Consider the following 17,853-nt stretch of genomic DNA (forward strand, 5'->3'; position numbering starts at 1 on the left):
TTCATCCTAACACGATAACAATAAGAGGTAAGTTTACGGCTTTAAGAAAACACAAAGCGTACTCTTGTAAAATAAAATCATGGCTACGGTGAAAAAACCATGATCTTCAGGTAATCGTTTTTCAGAAACACTGCCGTGTATTCCTTATCCGTTTTTTCATCAGATATTTTTTCGACAACCGGGTGGGGATAAACAACACCGCTACTGCCCTGGTAAACCCCTTTCTCCAGAAACATTGGATTTTTTCCGGTTGTCCGATCCCATAGGTCGGGATGGTCACTTGTTCCGCCCAAGCTTTTACTTCCATATCGGGTATATTATAATTGTAGTTTTAAATTAATTAGATGGTACCAGTTTAAGCATTCTCGCATCTGCTGCAGGTACGCTGGTAGAAAAAGTTTCTTGTCCGCTTTCGATCTTGCCTACTGTATGATCCGTCAGAAAATCTTTTATAAGGTAACCGGTGTTCGTAAGACCCAGCTCCTTCTTTTTCCAAATTTGGTCATAGCCGGCGGAATTACTGAAGTTGAACTGTGAGATCAAGACTTCTTTACCCGGCAGAAAAAATGCCATCTGCTGGTCGAGTGACTCACCGTCAGCTACCTTTACTGGTGTAAAAGCCTTTGGTGCACTAAAGAAAGCGCACAGGTATTTGTTGTTCAGGTAAACTGCTGCGCGATCAGCCGCGAGTTTATTCCGGTAATCCGAGCCGTCCCCAAGTATACTGCCCATGCTCATCATAGCATACAGACGTACCTGGATATCTTTTTCAGTCAGATCAGGATTTTTCTGGAAATTCTTCATGATGGCCACATCCAGGTTGGTATACGGCCAAAGTGTTCCCTGTACCCACCAGAGATGAGACCCGCTGGCAAGGGATGCCTCTGTACTACCATAATGCGGGAAACCCGGCTGATCGTCCCTAAAATGGGAGTAGACATCCGTAGAAACAAAACGGCCATGGGCATACTGGCTGGGGAACATGGGAGAAATTGCCTCAGTTATAAAAACGTCTTTGCCCAGAATGGAATCCGCCAGTGATTTCAACATGTTCATACCGTAATTGTAAGCCTGAAGACCGGAACGAACGGACGAGTTGTACCGACGGGTAGATTCAAGTGCGCCGGCAGTTAAGAAATCGATCTTCAAAAATTTTGCGCCGATCTCTTTAGCTTTTTTGAGCTGGTAGATCACGTACTGCCGAACGGCAGGGTGTGTAGGATCCATCGCCAGGCACCCCCAGTCGCCTTCCTTATACCAGATCGGGTTGCCGTGATCGTCTGAGAGCAGCGCGTCTGAAAGGTTATAATCTGATCCCTGAATTTTAGTATTTGCAGTATTGTTCCGCCAGGTCCACATGGCGAAGGGTATAAAGTAGAAGCCAAGATCCTGTTTTTTCTTGTCAATGTATTTACCGAACGATGCCAGCAAACTCGTGGTATATATACCCTGATCATAAGAATCGATACTCATAACCGGTCTTGAATATTTATTGAACTGATCAAGCGTTGCAATAAAATCTGAAATCTTGGGAATATCACGCGGCATCATTTTCCCCTCATAACCCAGCACGCCTTCCACACCAAAACTATTCCAATAAAAAGGTGCTGCGCCTTTCCAGTCCAGCCGGCCGTTTAGTAAAGCGTTGGCATTGCCGTAGTCAATAAAAATTTTGCGGACATCTCCCGCAGCAAGGAAAATCACGGACGAATGAACTGACGGCCCCTTAGCGGTACCATGCACTGCATGATCGTGGGTTCCGTCGTTGCCCCCATACTCTGGTCTTAATGCAGAATTATCGGGGGTTGCTACGCCGTCGGTAACAGATAGTGAATCGACCTGACCCGTAGTCTTACCTGAATGATATGCAATACCGGTTTTCCAGAAGTCGTGGCTCAGACTGCCAAAGACGATACCTGAAAAACTATTGTTGTCGTAAACTGAAGAAAACTCGTAGGTTATGCCGTTGAATGCAGGTTTCCCGGGTTCCCAGCGTCGTTCCAGAATATGCGTCCAGTTATCGTTGTCAAACGGAACGTCGAGCAAACGCGGCTCGGCGCCCGGCTGCACAAGCAGGGCCTTTTCTTTTGGTAAAACAGCCAACGCGCAGATCTCACGGGTTTCCATTTCTTCATCCGTACCGTCTCCTTTAATGGCAGTAAGATTAGCAAAAATGTAGGGGTGATCGGTATAGATCAGCAACTGCTGCAACAAGGTAATTCGGGCCGCATTTCCGGAGTGTCGTATCGTCAGCCGTATACCTTTGCCGGCGGCATTGCTGAACGTATCAGTGCTTACCTGGTGCAACTGGCAGTCAGTCGTCGCCAAATATCCGGAAGATAATTCCCTTACATAGGCAATGGCGTTATCAATCGTAACGCCATTGCCAAATTTAAAATCCAAACGCCCTGTTTTTTGGTTGATAGTGACGGCGGACCCTTCGCTTCTAACCATTAGCGCGTCACCCGACCGATCTACTTGCTGTGCGAGCGATGCGAATGGGAAGCAGTAAAGAACTGAAGCCAGGGTAAACAGCCACAGATATTTGAATTTGCTCATATATAAATCAATTTAATTAGTAACCAGGATTTTGTGCTTTTAATCCCAGTGCAGCATTATTTTGCAATTCGCTCAGAGGAATAGGATACAACAAATTTTTGGAAGAAATCTCCTGCGTTGGATGCGGATCGGTAGACGAGTTATTTTTCTTCATAAAGTCACGTTTTGGATCGTCGTAACGTTTCACCCGCGAGATCAATGTGCCCGTACGCTTCAGGTCGAACCAGCGCCAGCCTTCAGCGCCCAATTCCCGGGCACGCTCATCCAGTATGATCTCTCGCATCGAGACCTGATCGGTCAAAGCGTAATTTACCGAACTATTTCCAAAAGCGCGTTCACGTATTTTATTGAGCGGTACCAGTGCTGCCTGAGTTTGACCCAATTCGTTCAAAGTTTCCGCATACATCAGGAATACGTCTGCTGCGCGCAGATAATATAAGTTTTTGCCAGAGTGATAAACATCAATGTCGCTGGAAGAGATATCATACTTTTTCACGGTTGGTAACCCCGGGTCTGCCCACCAGCTCATGGTGTTACCGTTACTGTCATAACGATCGTGACTGATAGAAGCTTTGTAACGTGCGTCATACTGATATGCCCATGAGTAAGGTTTCGCAAAAACGGTATCAGCGTAAAACGCTGTGGAAGTTATCACCGTACCGCCATAGCCTGGAGTATGCTGATTGAATTGTTGAAAAGGCACCGGAGGACCAGCGTAGGAACCGTAAAGATTCTGCAATCCCTGAGTGTTATTGTTGTTATCTGTAGAATACTGGATCTCAAAAAGTGATTCTGTATTATTTTCATGCTGACCATCAAAGAGATCAGCATAATTTGCCAGCAAAGTCAGTTTATTACCATTAATCAGTTCCTCAAACGTTGTTTTAGCATTCTGGTAGTCATGCAAGGTCAGGTACACTTTTCCTAACAAGGCTTTTGCCGCTTCCATATTGGCCCGGCCGGCGGCACTTGCTCCAAGTTGACTTTTAGCCCAGCAATTGGTCGAAGCAAACTTAAGATCGGAAATGATCTGGTTATAAACTGTAGCCTGCGGCGTACGCGGTACGCCGTTGTCGAAAGCCGTGTTTTCAAGCGGCATAGGCACATCGCCGAATAATTGAACCAGGTAGAAGTAATAAACCGCGCGCAGGAATCGGGCTTCGCCAACCAAACGGTTTTGCAACGAAGCGTCTCCGAAATTCTTGATCTGCGGAATATTAAGAACTGCTGCATTTGCATTGGCAATCCCTTTATAACAAACGCTCCAAAAGCCGCTGATGTCAGCGTTCTGACTGTTGAAGGTAAGGTCATAAACGTCAATACCCACTACTCCAGCCCAATAAGAACCATAACCCTGCGCCTGGTAAGCGCAGCGCGCCTCATCGGTGCCAATTACGCCAATAAGCTGATAGTCAGATTTTTTAAGCGTCTGCAATTGCTGATAGATACCGGTTACACCTGCTATAGCCCCGGCCTGGTCCTTATAGAGGCTTTGGGCCGAAACAAATACTTCCGGAGTATAGTCAAGTTCCTTACGGCAACCGGCGATGACAAACAACAGCATGATGGCTGTGATACCGATTGCTTTGAATTTTATACGTTGAAAAGTTTTCATGTCTAATTTGGTCTTAATGTTACAGGGAAAGTCTTGCGCCTAAAATGAAAGTACGGTAACGAGGATAAATTTCGTTAGATGCATAATTACCGGCGATATCCGGGTCAATTCCTTTGTAACTGGTGAAGACAAATGGATTCAGCGCCTGCGCATAGATATTCAAAGTGTTGACTTTTATCTTTTTCAGTAGCGAAGAAGGTAGATCATAACCTAACGTAATATGCTGGATTCTCAGGTAGCTGGCATTCTGGATGGAATAGCTTGATCCCTGAGAGATACCACCAGGCAATGTTTTAAGCGAAGTACCGAAAGAGTTTGGTCTTGGAATTACTGTATTTGTATTCGTTGGGGTCCAGTAGTCACCCCCTGAACGGTGACGTTGCCCTGGCTACCAAATGCCGAATTGTAATAAGTCAGGTTGGTAAAAGTCAGGTTGTTCAACTTCTGACCATACGCAAACGTACTGTTCACAGTCAGTGAGATCGCCTTGTAACGGAAGTAATTCCAGAAATTGCCCGAACCTTTTGGAATGCTTGAACCTACCACCACCTGATCCAGCGGTGTAATCTTTCCGTCACCATTAACGTCGCGTATTTTGATGTCGCCAGGTTTGCCATTTGGATTTAACTTGAAGTTATCTCCCTGCTGGTACAGGCCGTCGAAAATGTAGTTTACGAAAGTGCCCGCTGGCGGCAAGCCAACGCGAAGGTACAGGTTAACGGAATCCCTGCCCGGGAATAGCTTGGTTACCTTGCTGTCATACTTCGACCAGTTGATCTGCGCCTGCCAGGTAAAGCTGGCCGTCTTCACCGGAGTTGTTTTCAGTGCCACGTCAATGCCGCGCGTTCTCATGGCCGCAACGTTCACGTATTCTGTTTGAAAACCAGATGATGGCGCCAAAGGAAGTGGCATCAGCAGGCTGCTGATATTTTTATTATATACGTCAAGTGATAATTGAATGCGGTTATCGAACATGGCAATGTCGGTACCTGCATTGAACTGGTGCTGCACTTCCCATTGCAGAGAGTTGTTTCCGAATACGCCGTTCGTGCCCCCCGCCAGGTAGCCACTGGTTACACTCGTCCCGTTAAACGGATAAGTGGTTGGGTCATACCGGGTATAAATTGCGTCATAAGGCAAGTTCTGATTACCTACCAAGCCGTAGCTGGCGCGGAGTTTAAAGTCGCTCAGCCAAGTTTTCAGCTTGAAGCCGATCCATGGCTCATCGATCACCCGCCAGGCGCCGCTGACTGTGGGGAATACACCGAATTTATTGTTACCCCCAAAGCGGCTGGATCCGTCCTGACGGATCGTGCCGTTCAAGATGTAACGTCCTTTAAATTTATAGACAGCCCTGCCGAAGAATGAGCGTACTGCCCAACCATCATAATTGCTATTGTCCTGCAATTTCTGACCGGCACTGCCGATGGCTTTATAACTCAGCAAGTCCGTTGGAAACTGGCTTCCCTGCATATCAGTCGCCGTATTTTCGTGACGTTCAAAAGTGAAACCGCCCAGTAAACTCAGGTCGTGGTTGCCTTTCGTCAGGTTATAGGTTGCAGTATTTTCCCATAGTACGTCCGTAGCACGGGTATTATAAATCTCACCTAAGCCATTTGTCGGTGCATAACCCGGTCCTGTCGTTCTTGGCCAATACTTATCTTCTTCGGCTTGATAGATATCAGCGCCGATACTGGAACGGAACATCAGGTTTTTTACCGGTGTAAACTCGACAGAATAGGTTTGCATTGGTCCGGTTGGTGGTGTATAAGTCGATGGCGTTTAAGGCCAGTGTTACAGGATTGAAAATAGTCGGTACCCCCGTGGAGTTGTCCACAGTGATCAACGGCTGACCGCTGCTGTCATAGATCGGCTGCAACGGGCTTTGTGTCAGCGATTGCTGATACTCGTTCGGCATCGCATTGTGGGTAATGTCATGAGTAAAATTCATGCTACCGCCCAATTTCAAAAATGATCTGATCGCTGTTTCTGTCGCTCAGGTAGCCGGAATATTTTTTATAGCCGGTGTTAATAAGTATGCCGTCCTGGTTCTGGTATTGCCCACTGAAATATACCTTGTTAGAGCCGGTTCCATTAGCCACAGAAAGTGTATAGTTCTGAGTGAGTGCATTATTATGCAGGATTGCTTTTTGCCAGTCATAACCGGTATAGCCATCAACTATGCTCTGTAATTCGTTAGCATTAAATATCTTGGCGTCAGCGGTCGTCGTACCCGGCTGACCGAAGGTCCCCGGATCCGCATCCTGATAAGCCAATCGTTTAAGTGTAGCATAATCATGCGCCCCGAGCATCTGGTAAGCCGGATTATTATGCTGGATGCCCGCATACATATCAAAATTCACATTAGTCGCCCCTGCTTTTGGCTTTTTTGTCGTGATCAGAATCACACCTTCTGCCGCACGGGAGCCATAGATACCGGCCGCGGCGGCATCTTTCAGAATTTCAACAGACTCGATATCATTGGGATTAATGTTGCGGATATCACCGACTAAGGCGACACCGTCAACAATATAAAGCGGGCCTTGTAGCTGGGAAATCGAGTTGAGACCCCGGACATTAACCGAAGCGCCTGAGCCAGGCTGTGTACTGGTTGCGTGCACTTCCAGTCCCGGAACGCGCGAGCCGAGTGCCGTTGCAAGGTTGGTGGACGGAGCTTCACTGAGTTGCTGCGCCGTAACGGTAGTTACCGCACTGGTCAGATCTTTACGCTTTTCACGACCATAAGCGATCACAACAACCTCAGAAAGATTGGTATTGCTTTTAAGTGGAACGGTAAGATCAGAACTTGCCGCTAGCGTAATCCGGGCCGGTTCGTAACCAGCGAAAGATACCTGGATGATCATACCCGTTTCTGCGTCAACCGAGAACTTACCGGCCCGATCGGCCGCAGATTTGCTAATAGTCTTTCCGTTAGAGATGATGGAAATGGTGGCGAAAGGCAGGGTTTGCCCGGATTGTGAATCCTTAACCGTGCCGGTGATCTTCCGCTGCTGAGCGTAAGCGCTGATCAGACCGGCCGAAAACAGCACAACGAATAGTAGTAGTTTTCTCATTGAATTGGGTTTAAAAAAATTAGTTCTGCGCCAGAGAGATGGACAATAGAAATCAGGGCCAGGCTTTTACCTGGCATCAATAAAAAAACGAATAATCAAGATTTTTCGAAATTTAGTTTCCTACTGAAAACCGTTCAGGCGAATAATATATTTACATATTGGTTTTATACATCAAACTTACAACCTTTCGACCATGCTAAAAATGACATATTTTGTGATTGTGATGGATTTTTACAAACAATGAAATATTTTTATACACTTTTGCCGATATCTTTATTCAGCATTAAATGTCCAAAGACAAATCATTACGCAAGAGAGATGGGTTTGACGGTCAAAGACTGATTGTGATCCCCAAAAAAATTGTTTCGGATTTTTTGATCGATGACCCGATCACCAGGCAGGTTTACATCACTGATATCGGCTATTATCCCAGGGCACTATTCCACTACGCGCAGCGGTCGCAAGGCATCAATCAGCATATAATAATCTATTGCACAGATGGTTATGGATGGATTGATATTAACAAAAAACGAATTCAAATAGCTCCTCCACAATTTATCGCAATACCAGCAAATACGCCGCACGCTTACGGCGCTGACAGAAAAAATCCATGGTCGATCTATTGGGCACATTTCAAGGGAGAAAATGCGCGATTCATCACTGACCTGATCGTAGAAAAGCAAGAATCTTTTAAACCGCAGTTAACCTACAGCGCTGAACGTATTAAGATCTTTGACGATATTTACTACAACCTTGAAAAAGGTTACGGAGAAGATACGCTGCGTTATGCGAACATGAGTTTTTATCATTTTTTGTCCTCCATGATCTACACGGAACAATTTAACTGGGAGAAGAAAGAGCCGAGTACGGATACCGTAGAATCTGTCATCAATTTCATGCAAGACAACATTGAAAAGATTGTCACCTTGAAAGAAATGGCTGATCATTCCCAAATGTCAGTCACCTATTTTTGTAAAATATTCAAGAAAAAAACAGGACATACGCCTATGGAATATTTTAATTACCTGAAGATACAAAAAGCCTGTCAGTACCTTTCATTCACGGCCATGTCTGTCAAAGAACTTGCTTTTCGCATCGGCATCCATGACCAATACTATTTTTCCCGGATGTTCAGCCGGTTAATGGGCACATCCCCGTCTGATTACCGAAAAAGGCTTTCGGAAAGTAACAACTTGGTAAATTCCCCAATAGCTGCCAATATGGAAGATCCATCGGATAGCCATCAAAAAAACAGTGCTTATCAACCCATGATTGCTAAGCTTAAACGGTCTCCACAGTCCTGATGTGCAAGCCAACCGTTAAATACTATACATGAGTCTGGCGTATCAGGCTGTTAGTGATTATCAATAAAGATGACAACTTCACCTCATCCTTCACACAATAAAAATCGCCTGGCTGCCAATCCTGAATCTGTGGAAATATATTGTTTTTTGACAGTTCTTCAGCAACAGCAGATACTAAAAGCCCGATTCACCAGCAATTCCAACGCAAAATCTAATTGCATTAAACATGTCCACGGCTCATCATCATAATCGACCCTATTTCACAGCGAAAATTTCTAAGTTCAACAAGCTTTCCGTATTGCCGTATAAGTTGTTTACTCCATGAACAACCTGACATATTTCTCAAAAAGGATTTCTTTGGATCCTACTGTTCAAATATTTTCAATGTTTTTGGAACTGTACTTCACGAAAAACTGGAACAGGTCCTGGATTATTTAAGTCTTTCTAAGCCTTGTATCGCCTGCAACCGCCAGCTTCAAAGACATGGTAAAGGTTAAAACACAGGAAGTTGTGGTGAAGAAAAGCCAGTTGAAGGAACTGATCAACGAGGAAATTGAAGTAGAAACCTACCTGAAATATTATGAAAAGTTTCAGGCTGAAAAGACACGGCTGAGTGAGGAAATTAGTTATAATCAAAAGCTGGGGGACGACAGCCTGCATCAACAAACGATCTTATTAACTTCGCTGACCTCAATACCGGGCGTTTATAAAAAAGCGAACCTCAATCAAAAACATCCTTTATTAAAGGGGCGTTCGAACATAGTCTCATGTTTAGAGAGGGGGCATATCGCACACCCTACATCAATCCGGCGTTCGAGGATAACTTACTAAAAATCAATAAAAAAGGGCTGCTCTTTTTGGAGCAACCCTCTCGAAATTTCGACAGAATCCCATGTGGTGCACCTAACGGTACGGAATTCGAACCATTTTTTAAAGGATTTAGCTATCCTATGCGGGTTATCTGCCATTTAAGAACTTTTAACAACACAAAGTATCCTAAGAACAGTTGTTTCAATTTATTTAGCTTTTGACAATTCACTTGGCGTAAAACCAAATTGTTTTTTAAAGGCATATGAAAAGTGCGAGAGGTTTTCAAAGCCCGTTTCCAAATAAATTTCAGAAGGTTTGCGATTCTTTTCAGCCAATTGGTATCGGGCGAGTTCAAGCCTTTTTTGCATGAGCCATTTCTGAGGCGTTGTACCATACACTTTCTTAAAATCACGCTTAAAGGTTGTTAAACTTCGGCCTGTCAGATAACCGAATTTTTCTATGGGCATGTTAAACATATAGTTACGTTCCATAAACTCGACAAGGTTAATTTTATGCGGCTCTGAAAAATCGGATAAAATATGGTCCATACTGTCATTTATAGATCGCAATATGGCTATCGCTTCCTGTATTTTCAACTCCGAAAGTTCGCGCGGTAATTTGTATTCCAGATCAAAATAAGGAAGCATTGAAGCAAAAAAACTGTCCAGTAACGGCCCTTTAGATAAAGGAATTATGGCATCAGTTTTAAATACCGTAAAGACTTCATTTTTTTATGCTCGTAAAATGCTTTCAGCACATCTTGGGTTAGCTTTACAATAATCGCTCTGTAGGGCAAATCGTCTTTTCCCGTTTTTATGAGCCGGGCTAACCGGTTCTTAGGAAATAAAAAAGTTTCCCCAGTTTCAAAAAAGTAAGTTTTATTAGATTCTATTACTTTCAATTGGCCTGATAATACCCGGACAATAGAATGTTCCTCCGCAACCAGTTCACTATTTTGGTGTACCGCTTCGCTACAGGTAAATACAATCTCCGCGTAATTATTTATTTGCCGTACCGCCATAATACAAAAATAAGCAAATAAAGCCCAACAGCTTGGGCCCTATTTGTCTTGTTTATTGAACATCAAATTTTGTATCAGTAAGTTCCTCGCTCAAAACCCAAAGCCTTTGTGCCGCATTCGGCTCCAGGGCAAATGGGGCCACACCGAATGTCCCGCCAGGGTTGCGCTTCCCTGCGTTACTATCGTATGCATCGGGATTGTAACTGGCAACTTCGACATCTTGCAGATAAACACCGCCTATATTTTGCAATTGCGGACTTGTTGCGGCCCATACGGTTGTGGCTGCGCCCTGCTCTTTAGTCTTAGACATTTTCTGCATCGCTGCCTGGGCTTCTTCATTGGGTGTGCCGTCAGCATTTACAGCACCCAAAGTAACAAAATCTTCAAAGGTCAGGTGCCTGCTCAAATTGGTATCCAACATTAGACCGGGATGCAGTGTATAAGCACGGACACCGAACGGACGGGCTTTTTTATCAAGTTCAACAGTAAATAGCACGTTAGCTGTTTTAGATTGGCCGTACGCCTCAAATTTGTTGTATTCTCTCGTATGATAATTAACATCATCAAATAGTACAGGAGAATAATGGTGTGCCGAAGAGGAAACCGTCACCACCCTTGCTCCTTCTGCCTTCTTAAGGGCTTCCCAAAGTTTTGCTGTAAGTTGAAAATGTCCTAAGTGGTTGGTAGAAAACTGTGCCTCATAACCTCGGCTGTCACGTTGTAAAGGTGTCCACATGATGCCCGCATTATTTATTAACATATGCAATTGCCTATCTGATGCCAGGAATTTTTCAGCAAACGAAGTAATAGAGACAGGTTCCGTTAGGTTCATCGGCTCCACTTCTACATTGGCAATTCCTTGAAGATTTAATTTTGCTTTTTCAATATCCCTGGCAGGTACAATTACTGCCGCACCTGCCTTAGACAACGTTTTGGTGATTTCCAGGCCAAGACCTCCGTCGCCGCCTGTGACAATAGCAATTTTTCCATTAAGATCCACTTCCTTTATAACATCAGATGTTGTGGATACTGCGTTGAAGCCTGAACCTACCGGTTTTTGCAAAGTCCCATTATAATTATTTTGTTCCATAATAATTGAATTTTATGAAAGCAAAATTAGAAGGTAGCCTATTCAGACGTTTTGTTTTAAAGGCCGAAAAACTTTGTTTATAAGACCATAGAATTTAATGCAATTTAAGTCAGCCTGGCAATGAATTAGCATGTATAACAAAGATTTTTTGAACTTTGAGTAGTTGGGTTGATGCCTGGACTGGAACCAGTAAATCACTAAAATACAAATACTTAAAACGGATGACATTTTAAATAACCTATCTATCGAACCAAAAAAGCCTCCAAAATCAATGACTTTGAAGGCTTTTACTTTTAAGTGCGGAAGAAGGGACTCGAACCCCCACGCCGTGAAGCGCCAGATCCTAAGTCTGGTGCGGCTACCAATTACGCCACTTCCGCGTTTCTGATTTAACAGGCTGCAAAGATAGCGTTTAAAATTATACTTAAAAACATAATTTTCATTTTTTTGCTATCATGCTCATTTAGTAGGAATTAATTTTTCACAAGCCCATTTATCAGTTGTTTGAAGTATACGGGTGCGTATAAAAGCCTGCTGCCATACCATGAAAACATTTCACCATCTACCAAAACTATCTTTGCATTTGGTAAAAGCGCCCTAAACTCCTCTATATGTTTTTGAGCGAATGGATATGGCTCTGATGATAGAAAAAGAAGATCCGGATTAGCCGCGACTAAAGCATTTGCATCAATCTCCGGGTAACGCTCCCCCTCTGTTACATTGTTTAGTCCACATGTTTGCAGCATACTATCAATGAAAGTTCCCCTGCCGGCAAGCATATAGGGTTTACGCCAGATGAGATAGGCAACTCCCAGCCTCGTTACAGAAAACTTTATACCCTTAAAACCACCATTAATTTCCGTGCAAAGCACGTTTGCCTGCCCGGGCTTACCTATCATATCACCAATGCAAACAATCATTTGCAAAGCCGATTCCAGATCAAAAATATCACTGATCCAAACCGGGCATATATTCATTAACTCTTCTACCTGAAGACGGTCGTTCTCCTCTTTATTGGCGATAATTAAATCCGGGGTCAGCAATCGGATTTTTTCGACATCAAGCTGTTTAGTCCCCCTACTTTCGTTGTTGAATTAAACCTATCTGCCGGATGGATACAAAATTTAGTAATGCCTATCACCTCAACGTTTAAGCCAAGGTAAAAAAGCAATTCTGTTTGTGAAGGGACAATGGATATGATCCGCTTAGGGATTCCGGAAAGTTCAACCTTTCGGCTTAGCTGATCCCGGAATATCGGCATATTAAAACGCGTTCTTTTCGCCTCTAAACACGTTCCATACCGTTAGGAAGATAATCTTCATATCCAGCAGGAACGACCAGTTTTCAAGATACCAAACGTCGGCCTCCACACGCTCAAGCATAGCCTGTGTGGTTTGAGTTTCGCCCCTCAGGCCTGACACCTGGGCCCAACCCGTAATACCAGGTTTAAGAAAATGCCTTACCATGAAAGTATCAATAAGCTGCGAATATTGTTGAGTGTGGCTTATCATGTGCGGCCTCGGGCCTACTACAGACATATTGCCTAATATTACGTTAAAGAACTGTGGCAATTCGTCGATACTTGTTTTACGGATAAATGCCCCGGATTTGGTTATACGTGAATCGCCGCGTGTAGCTTGTTTTTTATCTGAATCGTGATTTACCCGCATGCTACGGAATTTATAGCATTTAAACGGCTTATTGTCCCTGCCTGAGCGCTCCTGCACAAAGAATATCGGCCCTTTTGACTCAAGCTTTATAATGATGGCCAAAATGGGGAATAACCAGCTAAAAATAAACAGGATCACAAATATAGAAAAACAGATATCAAACAAGCGTTTGATGGAGCGGTTCAGCATGTTCTCCAAAGGTTCTGGCCTTACGGATATAACCGGGATATGGCCGAAGCTTTGTATAAAAGTTGGCTTTTTAGCGTAGTCGTAATATTCTGGCACAAATTTAAACCTAATCAGATTTTTATCTGCATCAAGCATCAACTGCTCTATTTTCTCGGCTTCAGAGTTTGGTAGGGTACAAAATATTTCATCAACTTTATTGTTGAGCACATAGCTTATACAATCATTAGTACCGCCTAAATAAAGGCTTTGATCAAGTACGCTGTCTGATGCATCATCAAAAAAGCCAACAAGCTTATACCCACGTTCGGGGTTTTGTTTAAAAAAGCTATGCAGGTCTGACCCGATGCGGCCCCCACCTATAATGATAACAGTACGTATATCGATAAGCGTTGCGCGGTCGCTTTTACGGATGCTCAGGAATATTAACTTCCATAAACCAAGCAGGAAACCGAATAACGCCAGTGAATAAAAAAGATACTCGCGTGTTATAAAATACGCTTTGGTGCCTATCAATATAATGATAGTGAAGCAAATAAAGCTTACAAACAGCAGATAAGTTTTAATTACACCGCGATAGGTTTTAATTGAATCTTTATTCAGAACATGTTCATAAAGCCCGGTAATATTAGCTGACAGCAGCCAAATTAGATTAAAAACTAACACAATAGGCAGGTACTGCCTGTTGTTAATCCAAAAATATATGACCGGTCTTCAATGAAGTAAGAAATTACCATGCTCATATTAAGTATAATATAATCAATGGTAAGGTTCACTGCTTTAATAAAAGTAGCGTATCTGTGAATCATGTATATGTGCTTATGTAGTATGCAACCCTGCTAAAATTACTATAATTATTTACTAATAACAATGTCATAATTAAATGAAGACACGGTTACGAATGTATTATTTTCACAGCCACAAAATTAGAAATTAAGAAATTTATTCAAAATGAATTCTCTGTTAACAGTGACAAAAAAATGATTTTCTATGCGAAAAAATAACTGTAAAAAAACATTTACAGCCGTCCGCTTACAACATCCTTGTTTAAAATACCTTTTATATCATAAATTACCGATGATGGTTTATGTTTTAAGCTTGCATAGTCTAAATCATAAAACTCGCGATGTGCCACAGCCATAACAATAGCATCGTAAGCGCCGCTTAGTTGCCCGTAATTTTTTAATGTAGAGATACCATATTCTCTTTTTACTTCATCCGGGTCAGCCCATGGATCATATATTTCACAGGTTGCGTCAAAACCATCAAATCCCTTAATAATATCAATTACCCTGGTGTTACGAACATCCGGGCAATTTTCTTTGAAAGTAAAACCGAGCACCAGGATCTTTGAGTTTTTTACCGAAATATCATTCTTCACCATCAGTTTAATGACTTCAAGGGCAACGTACGTACCCATACCATCATTAAGCCTTCGTCCGGCCAGGATAATTTCGGGATGATAACCCATTTGCTGGGCTTTTGCTGCAAGGTAATACGGATCAACTCCTGTGCAGTGGCCGCCTACAAGACCTGGTTTAAAATTCAGGAAATTCCACTTGGTACCTGCCGCTGCCAAAACCGCATGGGTATCAATATCCATGATGTTGAATATTTTGGCAAGTTCGTTTACAAAAGCGATATTGATATCCCGCTGTGAATTTTCGATCACCTTACAGGCTTCCGCAACTTTAATGGCGGGGGCTTTATGCGTTCCTGCTTTTACTATTGACCGGTATAAGTTGTCAATAAAATCAGCAGCCTCGGGCGTTGAGCCCGATGTTACTTTTAAAATATTGGTCAGCGTATGGACTTTATCCCCCGGATTTATACGCTCGGGCGAGTATCCTGCAAAAAAATCCCTGTTATACTGCAAACCTGATTCTTTTTGTAAAACAGGCACACAAACATCCTCAGTTACGCCGGGATAAACTGTTGATTCATAAATAACAACATCCCCCTCTTCAATACTCCTGCTATTGATTTACTTGCCCGAATAAGCAGGCTCAGATCGGGCCGGTTGTGCTGATCGGTAGGTGTTGGTACCGAAACAATATAAACGTTACAGGAAGCAATGTCTGTTATCTGCGATGTGAAAGTAAGGCCCTTGCTTTCATCCTTTAAATTTAAAACTACCGATAGTTCGTCGCTACTGGTTTCAAGGGTACGGTCAAACGCGTTATTCAGCTCATCTACCCGGCTTTGTTTAATATCGAAACCTTTTACAGGATATTTTTTGGCAAATTCAACAGCAAGGGGCAATCCCACATAGCCAAGACCTATTATTGCAATATGAATATTTGCAGGAGCCTGAAATTTATTAGTGATCGAATTTGATTGATCAGACATTTAATTTAACACGGTAGAATATGATAGATACCGGTAAAGATAATCAAATATTACCAAAATCAGCTGCCTCCCGATCCAAAGAATGCGCGGCTTAGGCTAATCAAAAGTGTTTCAGGCCGTATATATCTGGTAAACACCTGTTATTGACCGGTTTTGTGCAGAACCCACCAGTAAGGTAGTGATCTTTTTTCAAGCATTAACTGCTCGGCATAGCCTACAAATTCATGCTCATCAATAATAACCGGGTTAACGGTCATGATTTCGGCGATGGTTAAGGTTGAGGTATCCGGGTGTTTTAGCAAGGCCCGGCGAAGGTCGCCATCTGTAACCACCCCCTTAATCCGGGACGCGTCGCCCACTATAACCATACCCAACCTGCCTTCGGACATGCGCAGTAACAAATCCATAAATGAAGCTTCCTCATTAATAAAAGGAAGCTTATCGGTACGCATGAGGTCTTTAACTTTTACCAGCAGTTTGCGCCCAAGGCTACCGCCCGGATGAAAACGTGCAAAATCATGCTGCTGAAAGTTTCGCGACTCCATTAAAGCTATAGCAAGGGCATCGCCCATAACCAGCGCCGCGGTAGTTGATGAGGTTGGCGCCAGTTCAAGCGGACAAGCCTCCCTTTCAACTTTTATATTAAGGTGATAACTGCAGTTTTTGGCAACGGTTGATATAGGATTACCTGTTATGCCGATCATCACATTCTTGTTCCATTTTAAATAAGGAATAAGTTTCAGCACCTCGTCGGTTTCGCCCGAATAGGATATCAATAAAACAATATCATTGGGGCTTACCATCCCTAAATCGCCGTGAAAAGCCTCTCCCGGATGTAAAAAAAGCTCGGTGTACCTGTACTGGCCAATGTGGCTGCTATCTTTTTACCGATAAGCCCCGATTTGCCAATGCCAATAACAACCAGCTTTCCTGTTGATTTTAATATGGCATCAACAACCCTTGCAAACTCATCATCAATTGAGCCGGCTACCTGCTGCAGCGACTCTATTTCAATATCAAAAACCCTTTTTGCAATATCTTTCATGGATCCGGACATTCAGAACAAAAACTTACCCTACTAATGGTGCTAAAACCTTATCCAGTTCGTGCAGCTTAACCATATTAGGGCCATCGCTCAGGGCATTATCAGGATCGGGATGCGTTTCTAAAAAATAGCCATCTGCCCCAAAAGCTTTTGCTGCCAGCGCCATCATGGGCACAAAAGTACGGTCGCCGCCGGTTTTTCCTCCTGCTCCGCCCGGACGCTGAACCGAATGGGTACAATCCATACAAACCGGGTGGCCAAAAGCTTTCATATCGTAAATATTCCTGAAATCGACAGCTAAATTATTATAGCCATACATATTGCCCCGCTCGGTTAATATTACCTGGTTATTGCCGGCTTCAATAACTTTTTGAGCCGGATAAAACATATCATGCCCCGAAAGGAACTGGGCTTTTTTTACGTTGACGATTTTACCGGTTTGGGCAGCCGCAACCAACAGGTCTGTTTGGCGGCATAAAAACGCAGGGATCTGCAATATATCGGCAACCTCGGCTACAATAGCTGCCTGGAATGGCTCATGAATATCTGTAGTAATCGGTAAACCAAAACGCTGCTTAACATTCATCAGCATTTCCATGCCTTTCTCTAATCCCGGGCCGCGGTATGAATGAATAGATGTGCGGTTGGCTTTATCAAATGACGATTTAAAGATCACCGGCACATTGTATTTCTGCCCGGCTTCGGCTACTTTTTCGGCAACAGTATATAATAACTCCTGGCTTTCCATTACACAGGGTCCAAGAATAAAGAACGGCTTTTGGCTTATTTGATCAAACAGCATATTGTTAGGATATATTTATCAGCCACAAAGATGATGATTTTTTTGAGAATCATACAGGATGGCCTATTTCACTCCCGGGCAAACGCACATAAATAGGGTTAACAGGGTTACCACTTTTTTAAAATATAACTCACAAGATATTCATAATCAAATATTTATTTTTTTAGGGGTTACACTACGCTAATGTTTTTGAGCGCTTAGGCAAGTCCGAATGTTTAAATGTTGACCCTGTACTTCTCCCCTTTTTTATTTACAAATAAAAATATTCAAAAAATTTGCGTAAGCGATTGCTTACATATTATATTTGTAAGCAATCGCTTACATATTA

General features: G+C 43.1%; 17 protein-coding genes, 1 tRNA gene and 2 pseudogenes. 2 read left to right on the forward strand and 18 right to left on the reverse strand.

Annotated features, from left to right (window positions below; translation table 11 throughout):
• Positions 1-83: 83 nt before the first annotated feature.
• From ACQ86K_RS17720 to ACQ86K_RS17750, 7 genes are all read right to left on the reverse strand, one after another.
• Complete coding sequence (locus tag ACQ86K_RS17720) at positions 84-236, reverse strand: hypothetical protein (protein WP_431198455.1); 153 nt, start codon at positions 234-236, stop codon at positions 84-86.
• A gap of 100 nt (positions 237-336) precedes the next feature.
• Complete coding sequence (locus ACQ86K_RS17725) at positions 337-2,559, reverse strand: hypothetical protein (RefSeq protein ID WP_218134332.1); 2,223 nt, start codon at positions 2,557-2,559, stop codon at positions 337-339.
• Between the two features lie 16 nt (positions 2,560-2,575).
• Positions 2,576-4,174, reverse strand: a complete 1,599-nt coding sequence (locus ACQ86K_RS17730) for a RagB/SusD family nutrient uptake outer membrane protein (RefSeq protein ID WP_091162772.1) — start codon at positions 4,172-4,174, stop codon at positions 2,576-2,578.
• 19 nt (positions 4,175-4,193) lie between these two features.
• On the reverse strand, positions 4,194-4,463 hold the full coding sequence (locus ACQ86K_RS17735) for a hypothetical protein (RefSeq protein WP_431198456.1): 270 nt from the start codon (positions 4,461-4,463) through the stop codon (positions 4,194-4,196).
• A gap of 38 nt (positions 4,464-4,501) precedes the next feature.
• Positions 4,502-5,923, reverse strand: a complete 1,422-nt coding sequence (locus tag ACQ86K_RS17740; RefSeq protein WP_431198457.1) for a hypothetical protein — start codon at positions 5,921-5,923, stop codon at positions 4,502-4,504.
• The gene (locus ACQ86K_RS17745) at positions 5,856-6,143 is read right to left on the reverse strand and encodes a hypothetical protein (RefSeq protein ID WP_431198458.1); all 288 of its coding nucleotides are present in this window, start codon (positions 6,141-6,143) and stop codon (positions 5,856-5,858) included. Before ACQ86K_RS17745 ends, ACQ86K_RS17740 begins: the two co-directional genes overlap by 68 nt.
• On the reverse strand, positions 6,127-7,248 hold the full coding sequence (locus tag ACQ86K_RS17750; RefSeq protein ID WP_431198459.1) for a TonB-dependent receptor plug domain-containing protein: 1,122 nt from the start codon (positions 7,246-7,248) through the stop codon (positions 6,127-6,129). Before ACQ86K_RS17750 ends, ACQ86K_RS17745 begins: the two co-directional genes overlap by 17 nt.
• A gap of 287 nt (positions 7,249-7,535) precedes the next feature.
• Here ACQ86K_RS17750 and ACQ86K_RS17755 point away from each other — a divergent pair, with 287 nt between their 5' ends.
• Together ACQ86K_RS17755 and ACQ86K_RS17760 are read left to right on the forward strand one after the other, a co-directional pair.
• The gene (locus tag ACQ86K_RS17755) at positions 7,536-8,552 is read left to right on the forward strand and encodes an AraC family transcriptional regulator (protein ID WP_431198460.1); all 1,017 of its coding nucleotides are present in this window, start codon (positions 7,536-7,538) and stop codon (positions 8,550-8,552) included.
• A gap of 483 nt (positions 8,553-9,035) precedes the next feature.
• Positions 9,036-9,383, forward strand: coding sequence for a hypothetical protein (locus ACQ86K_RS17760; RefSeq protein ID WP_091162769.1), 348 nt, complete (start codon positions 9,036-9,038; stop codon positions 9,381-9,383).
• Positions 9,384-9,568: 185 nt separating this feature from the next.
• On the opposite strand, the gene ACQ86K_RS17765 is transcribed toward ACQ86K_RS17760, so the two are convergent.
• The 11 genes and pseudogenes from ACQ86K_RS17765 to kdsA form a co-directional block, all read right to left on the reverse strand.
• The gene (locus tag ACQ86K_RS17765) at positions 9,569-9,910 is read right to left on the reverse strand and encodes a helix-turn-helix domain-containing protein (RefSeq protein WP_431198461.1); all 342 of its coding nucleotides are present in this window, start codon (positions 9,908-9,910) and stop codon (positions 9,569-9,571) included.
• Positions 9,911-9,940: 30 nt separating this feature from the next.
• A pseudogene (locus ACQ86K_RS17770) lies at positions 9,941-10,057 on the reverse strand (hypothetical protein); the annotation flags it as partial.
• Between the two features lie 378 nt (positions 10,058-10,435).
• Positions 10,436-11,473, reverse strand: coding sequence for an SDR family NAD(P)-dependent oxidoreductase (locus ACQ86K_RS17775; RefSeq protein WP_091162767.1), 1,038 nt, complete (start codon positions 11,471-11,473; stop codon positions 10,436-10,438).
• Positions 11,474-11,771: 298 nt separating this feature from the next.
• Positions 11,772-11,853: transfer RNA gene (locus tag ACQ86K_RS17780), tRNA-Leu, on the reverse strand.
• 93 nt (positions 11,854-11,946) lie between these two features.
• Entirely contained in the window at positions 11,947-12,516 is a 570-nt protein-coding gene (locus ACQ86K_RS17785) for a helical backbone metal receptor (RefSeq protein WP_431198462.1), read from the reverse strand.
• Positions 12,510-12,734 (reverse strand): hypothetical protein, encoded by a 225-nt coding sequence (locus ACQ86K_RS17790; RefSeq protein ID WP_431198463.1) that lies wholly within the window; start codon positions 12,732-12,734, stop codon positions 12,510-12,512. The genes ACQ86K_RS17785 and ACQ86K_RS17790 overlap by 7 nt, the downstream gene beginning before the upstream one ends.
• A gap of 1 nt (position 12,735) precedes the next feature.
• Complete coding sequence (locus tag ACQ86K_RS17795; protein WP_431198464.1) at positions 12,736-13,995, reverse strand: undecaprenyl-phosphate glucose phosphotransferase; 1,260 nt, start codon at positions 13,993-13,995, stop codon at positions 12,736-12,738.
• A gap of 352 nt (positions 13,996-14,347) precedes the next feature.
• A pseudogene (locus tag ACQ86K_RS17800) lies at positions 14,348-15,678 on the reverse strand (nucleotide sugar dehydrogenase).
• A 140-nt stretch (positions 15,679-15,818) separates the two neighbouring features.
• Positions 15,819-16,481, reverse strand: coding sequence for a KpsF/GutQ family sugar-phosphate isomerase (locus ACQ86K_RS17805; RefSeq protein WP_431198465.1), 663 nt, complete (start codon positions 16,479-16,481; stop codon positions 15,819-15,821).
• 2 nt (positions 16,482-16,483) lie between these two features.
• The gene (locus ACQ86K_RS17810; RefSeq protein WP_431198466.1) at positions 16,484-16,723 is read right to left on the reverse strand and encodes a hypothetical protein; all 240 of its coding nucleotides are present in this window, start codon (positions 16,721-16,723) and stop codon (positions 16,484-16,486) included.
• A 25-nt stretch (positions 16,724-16,748) separates the two neighbouring features.
• The gene (kdsA, locus tag ACQ86K_RS17815) at positions 16,749-17,525 is read right to left on the reverse strand and encodes a 3-deoxy-8-phosphooctulonate synthase (protein WP_091162763.1); all 777 of its coding nucleotides are present in this window, start codon (positions 17,523-17,525) and stop codon (positions 16,749-16,751) included.
• Between the last annotated feature and the right edge of the window lie 328 nt (positions 17,526-17,853).

It is taken from the genome of Mucilaginibacter sp. P19 (genome assembly GCF_050632265.1).
GTDB classification, from domain to species: domain Bacteria; phylum Bacteroidota; class Bacteroidia; order Sphingobacteriales; family Sphingobacteriaceae; genus Mucilaginibacter; species Mucilaginibacter gossypii.

What these genes read in the sequence shown, in the direction of transcription:
- ACQ86K_RS17810 (WP_431198466.1), bottom strand. Translation starts at nt 16,723, where the DNA reads ATGAAAGATATTGCAAAAAGGGTTTTTGATATTGAAATAGAGTCGCTG.
- ACQ86K_RS17755 (WP_431198460.1), top strand. Translation starts at nt 7,536, where the DNA reads ATGTCCAAAGACAAATCATTACGCAAGAGAGATGGGTTTGACGGTCAA.
- ACQ86K_RS17740 (WP_431198457.1), bottom strand. Translation starts at nt 5,923, where the DNA reads ATGCAAACCTATTCTGTCGAGTTTACACCGGTAAAAAACCTGATGTTC.
- ACQ86K_RS17725 (WP_218134332.1), bottom strand. Translation starts at nt 2,559, where the DNA reads ATGAGCAAATTCAAATATCTGTGGCTGTTTACCCTGGCTTCAGTTCTT.
- ACQ86K_RS17760 (WP_091162769.1), top strand. Translation starts at nt 9,036, where the DNA reads ATGGTAAAGGTTAAAACACAGGAAGTTGTGGTGAAGAAAAGCCAGTTG.
- ACQ86K_RS17775 (WP_091162767.1), bottom strand. Translation starts at nt 11,473, where the DNA reads ATGGAACAAAATAATTATAATGGGACTTTGCAAAAACCGGTAGGTTCA.
- ACQ86K_RS17750 (WP_431198459.1), bottom strand. Translation starts at nt 7,248, where the DNA reads ATGAGAAAACTACTACTATTCGTTGTGCTGTTTTCGGCCGGTCTGATC.
- ACQ86K_RS17720 (WP_431198455.1), bottom strand. Translation starts at nt 236, where the DNA reads ATGTTTCTGGAGAAAGGGGTTTACCAGGGCAGTAGCGGTGTTGTTTAT.
- ACQ86K_RS17730 (WP_091162772.1), bottom strand. Translation starts at nt 4,174, where the DNA reads ATGAAAACTTTTCAACGTATAAAATTCAAAGCAATCGGTATCACAGCC.
- ACQ86K_RS17805 (WP_431198465.1), bottom strand. Translation starts at nt 16,481, where the DNA reads ATGGTAAGCCCCAATGATATTGTTTTATTGATATCCTATTCGGGCGAA.
- ACQ86K_RS17765 (WP_431198461.1), bottom strand. Translation starts at nt 9,910, where the DNA reads ATGGACCATATTTTATCCGATTTTTCAGAGCCGCATAAAATTAACCTT.
- kdsA (WP_091162763.1), bottom strand. Translation starts at nt 17,525, where the DNA reads ATGCTGTTTGATCAAATAAGCCAAAAGCCGTTCTTTATTCTTGGACCC.
- ACQ86K_RS17790 (WP_431198463.1), bottom strand. Translation starts at nt 12,734, where the DNA reads ATGCCGATATTCCGGGATCAGCTAAGCCGAAAGGTTGAACTTTCCGGA.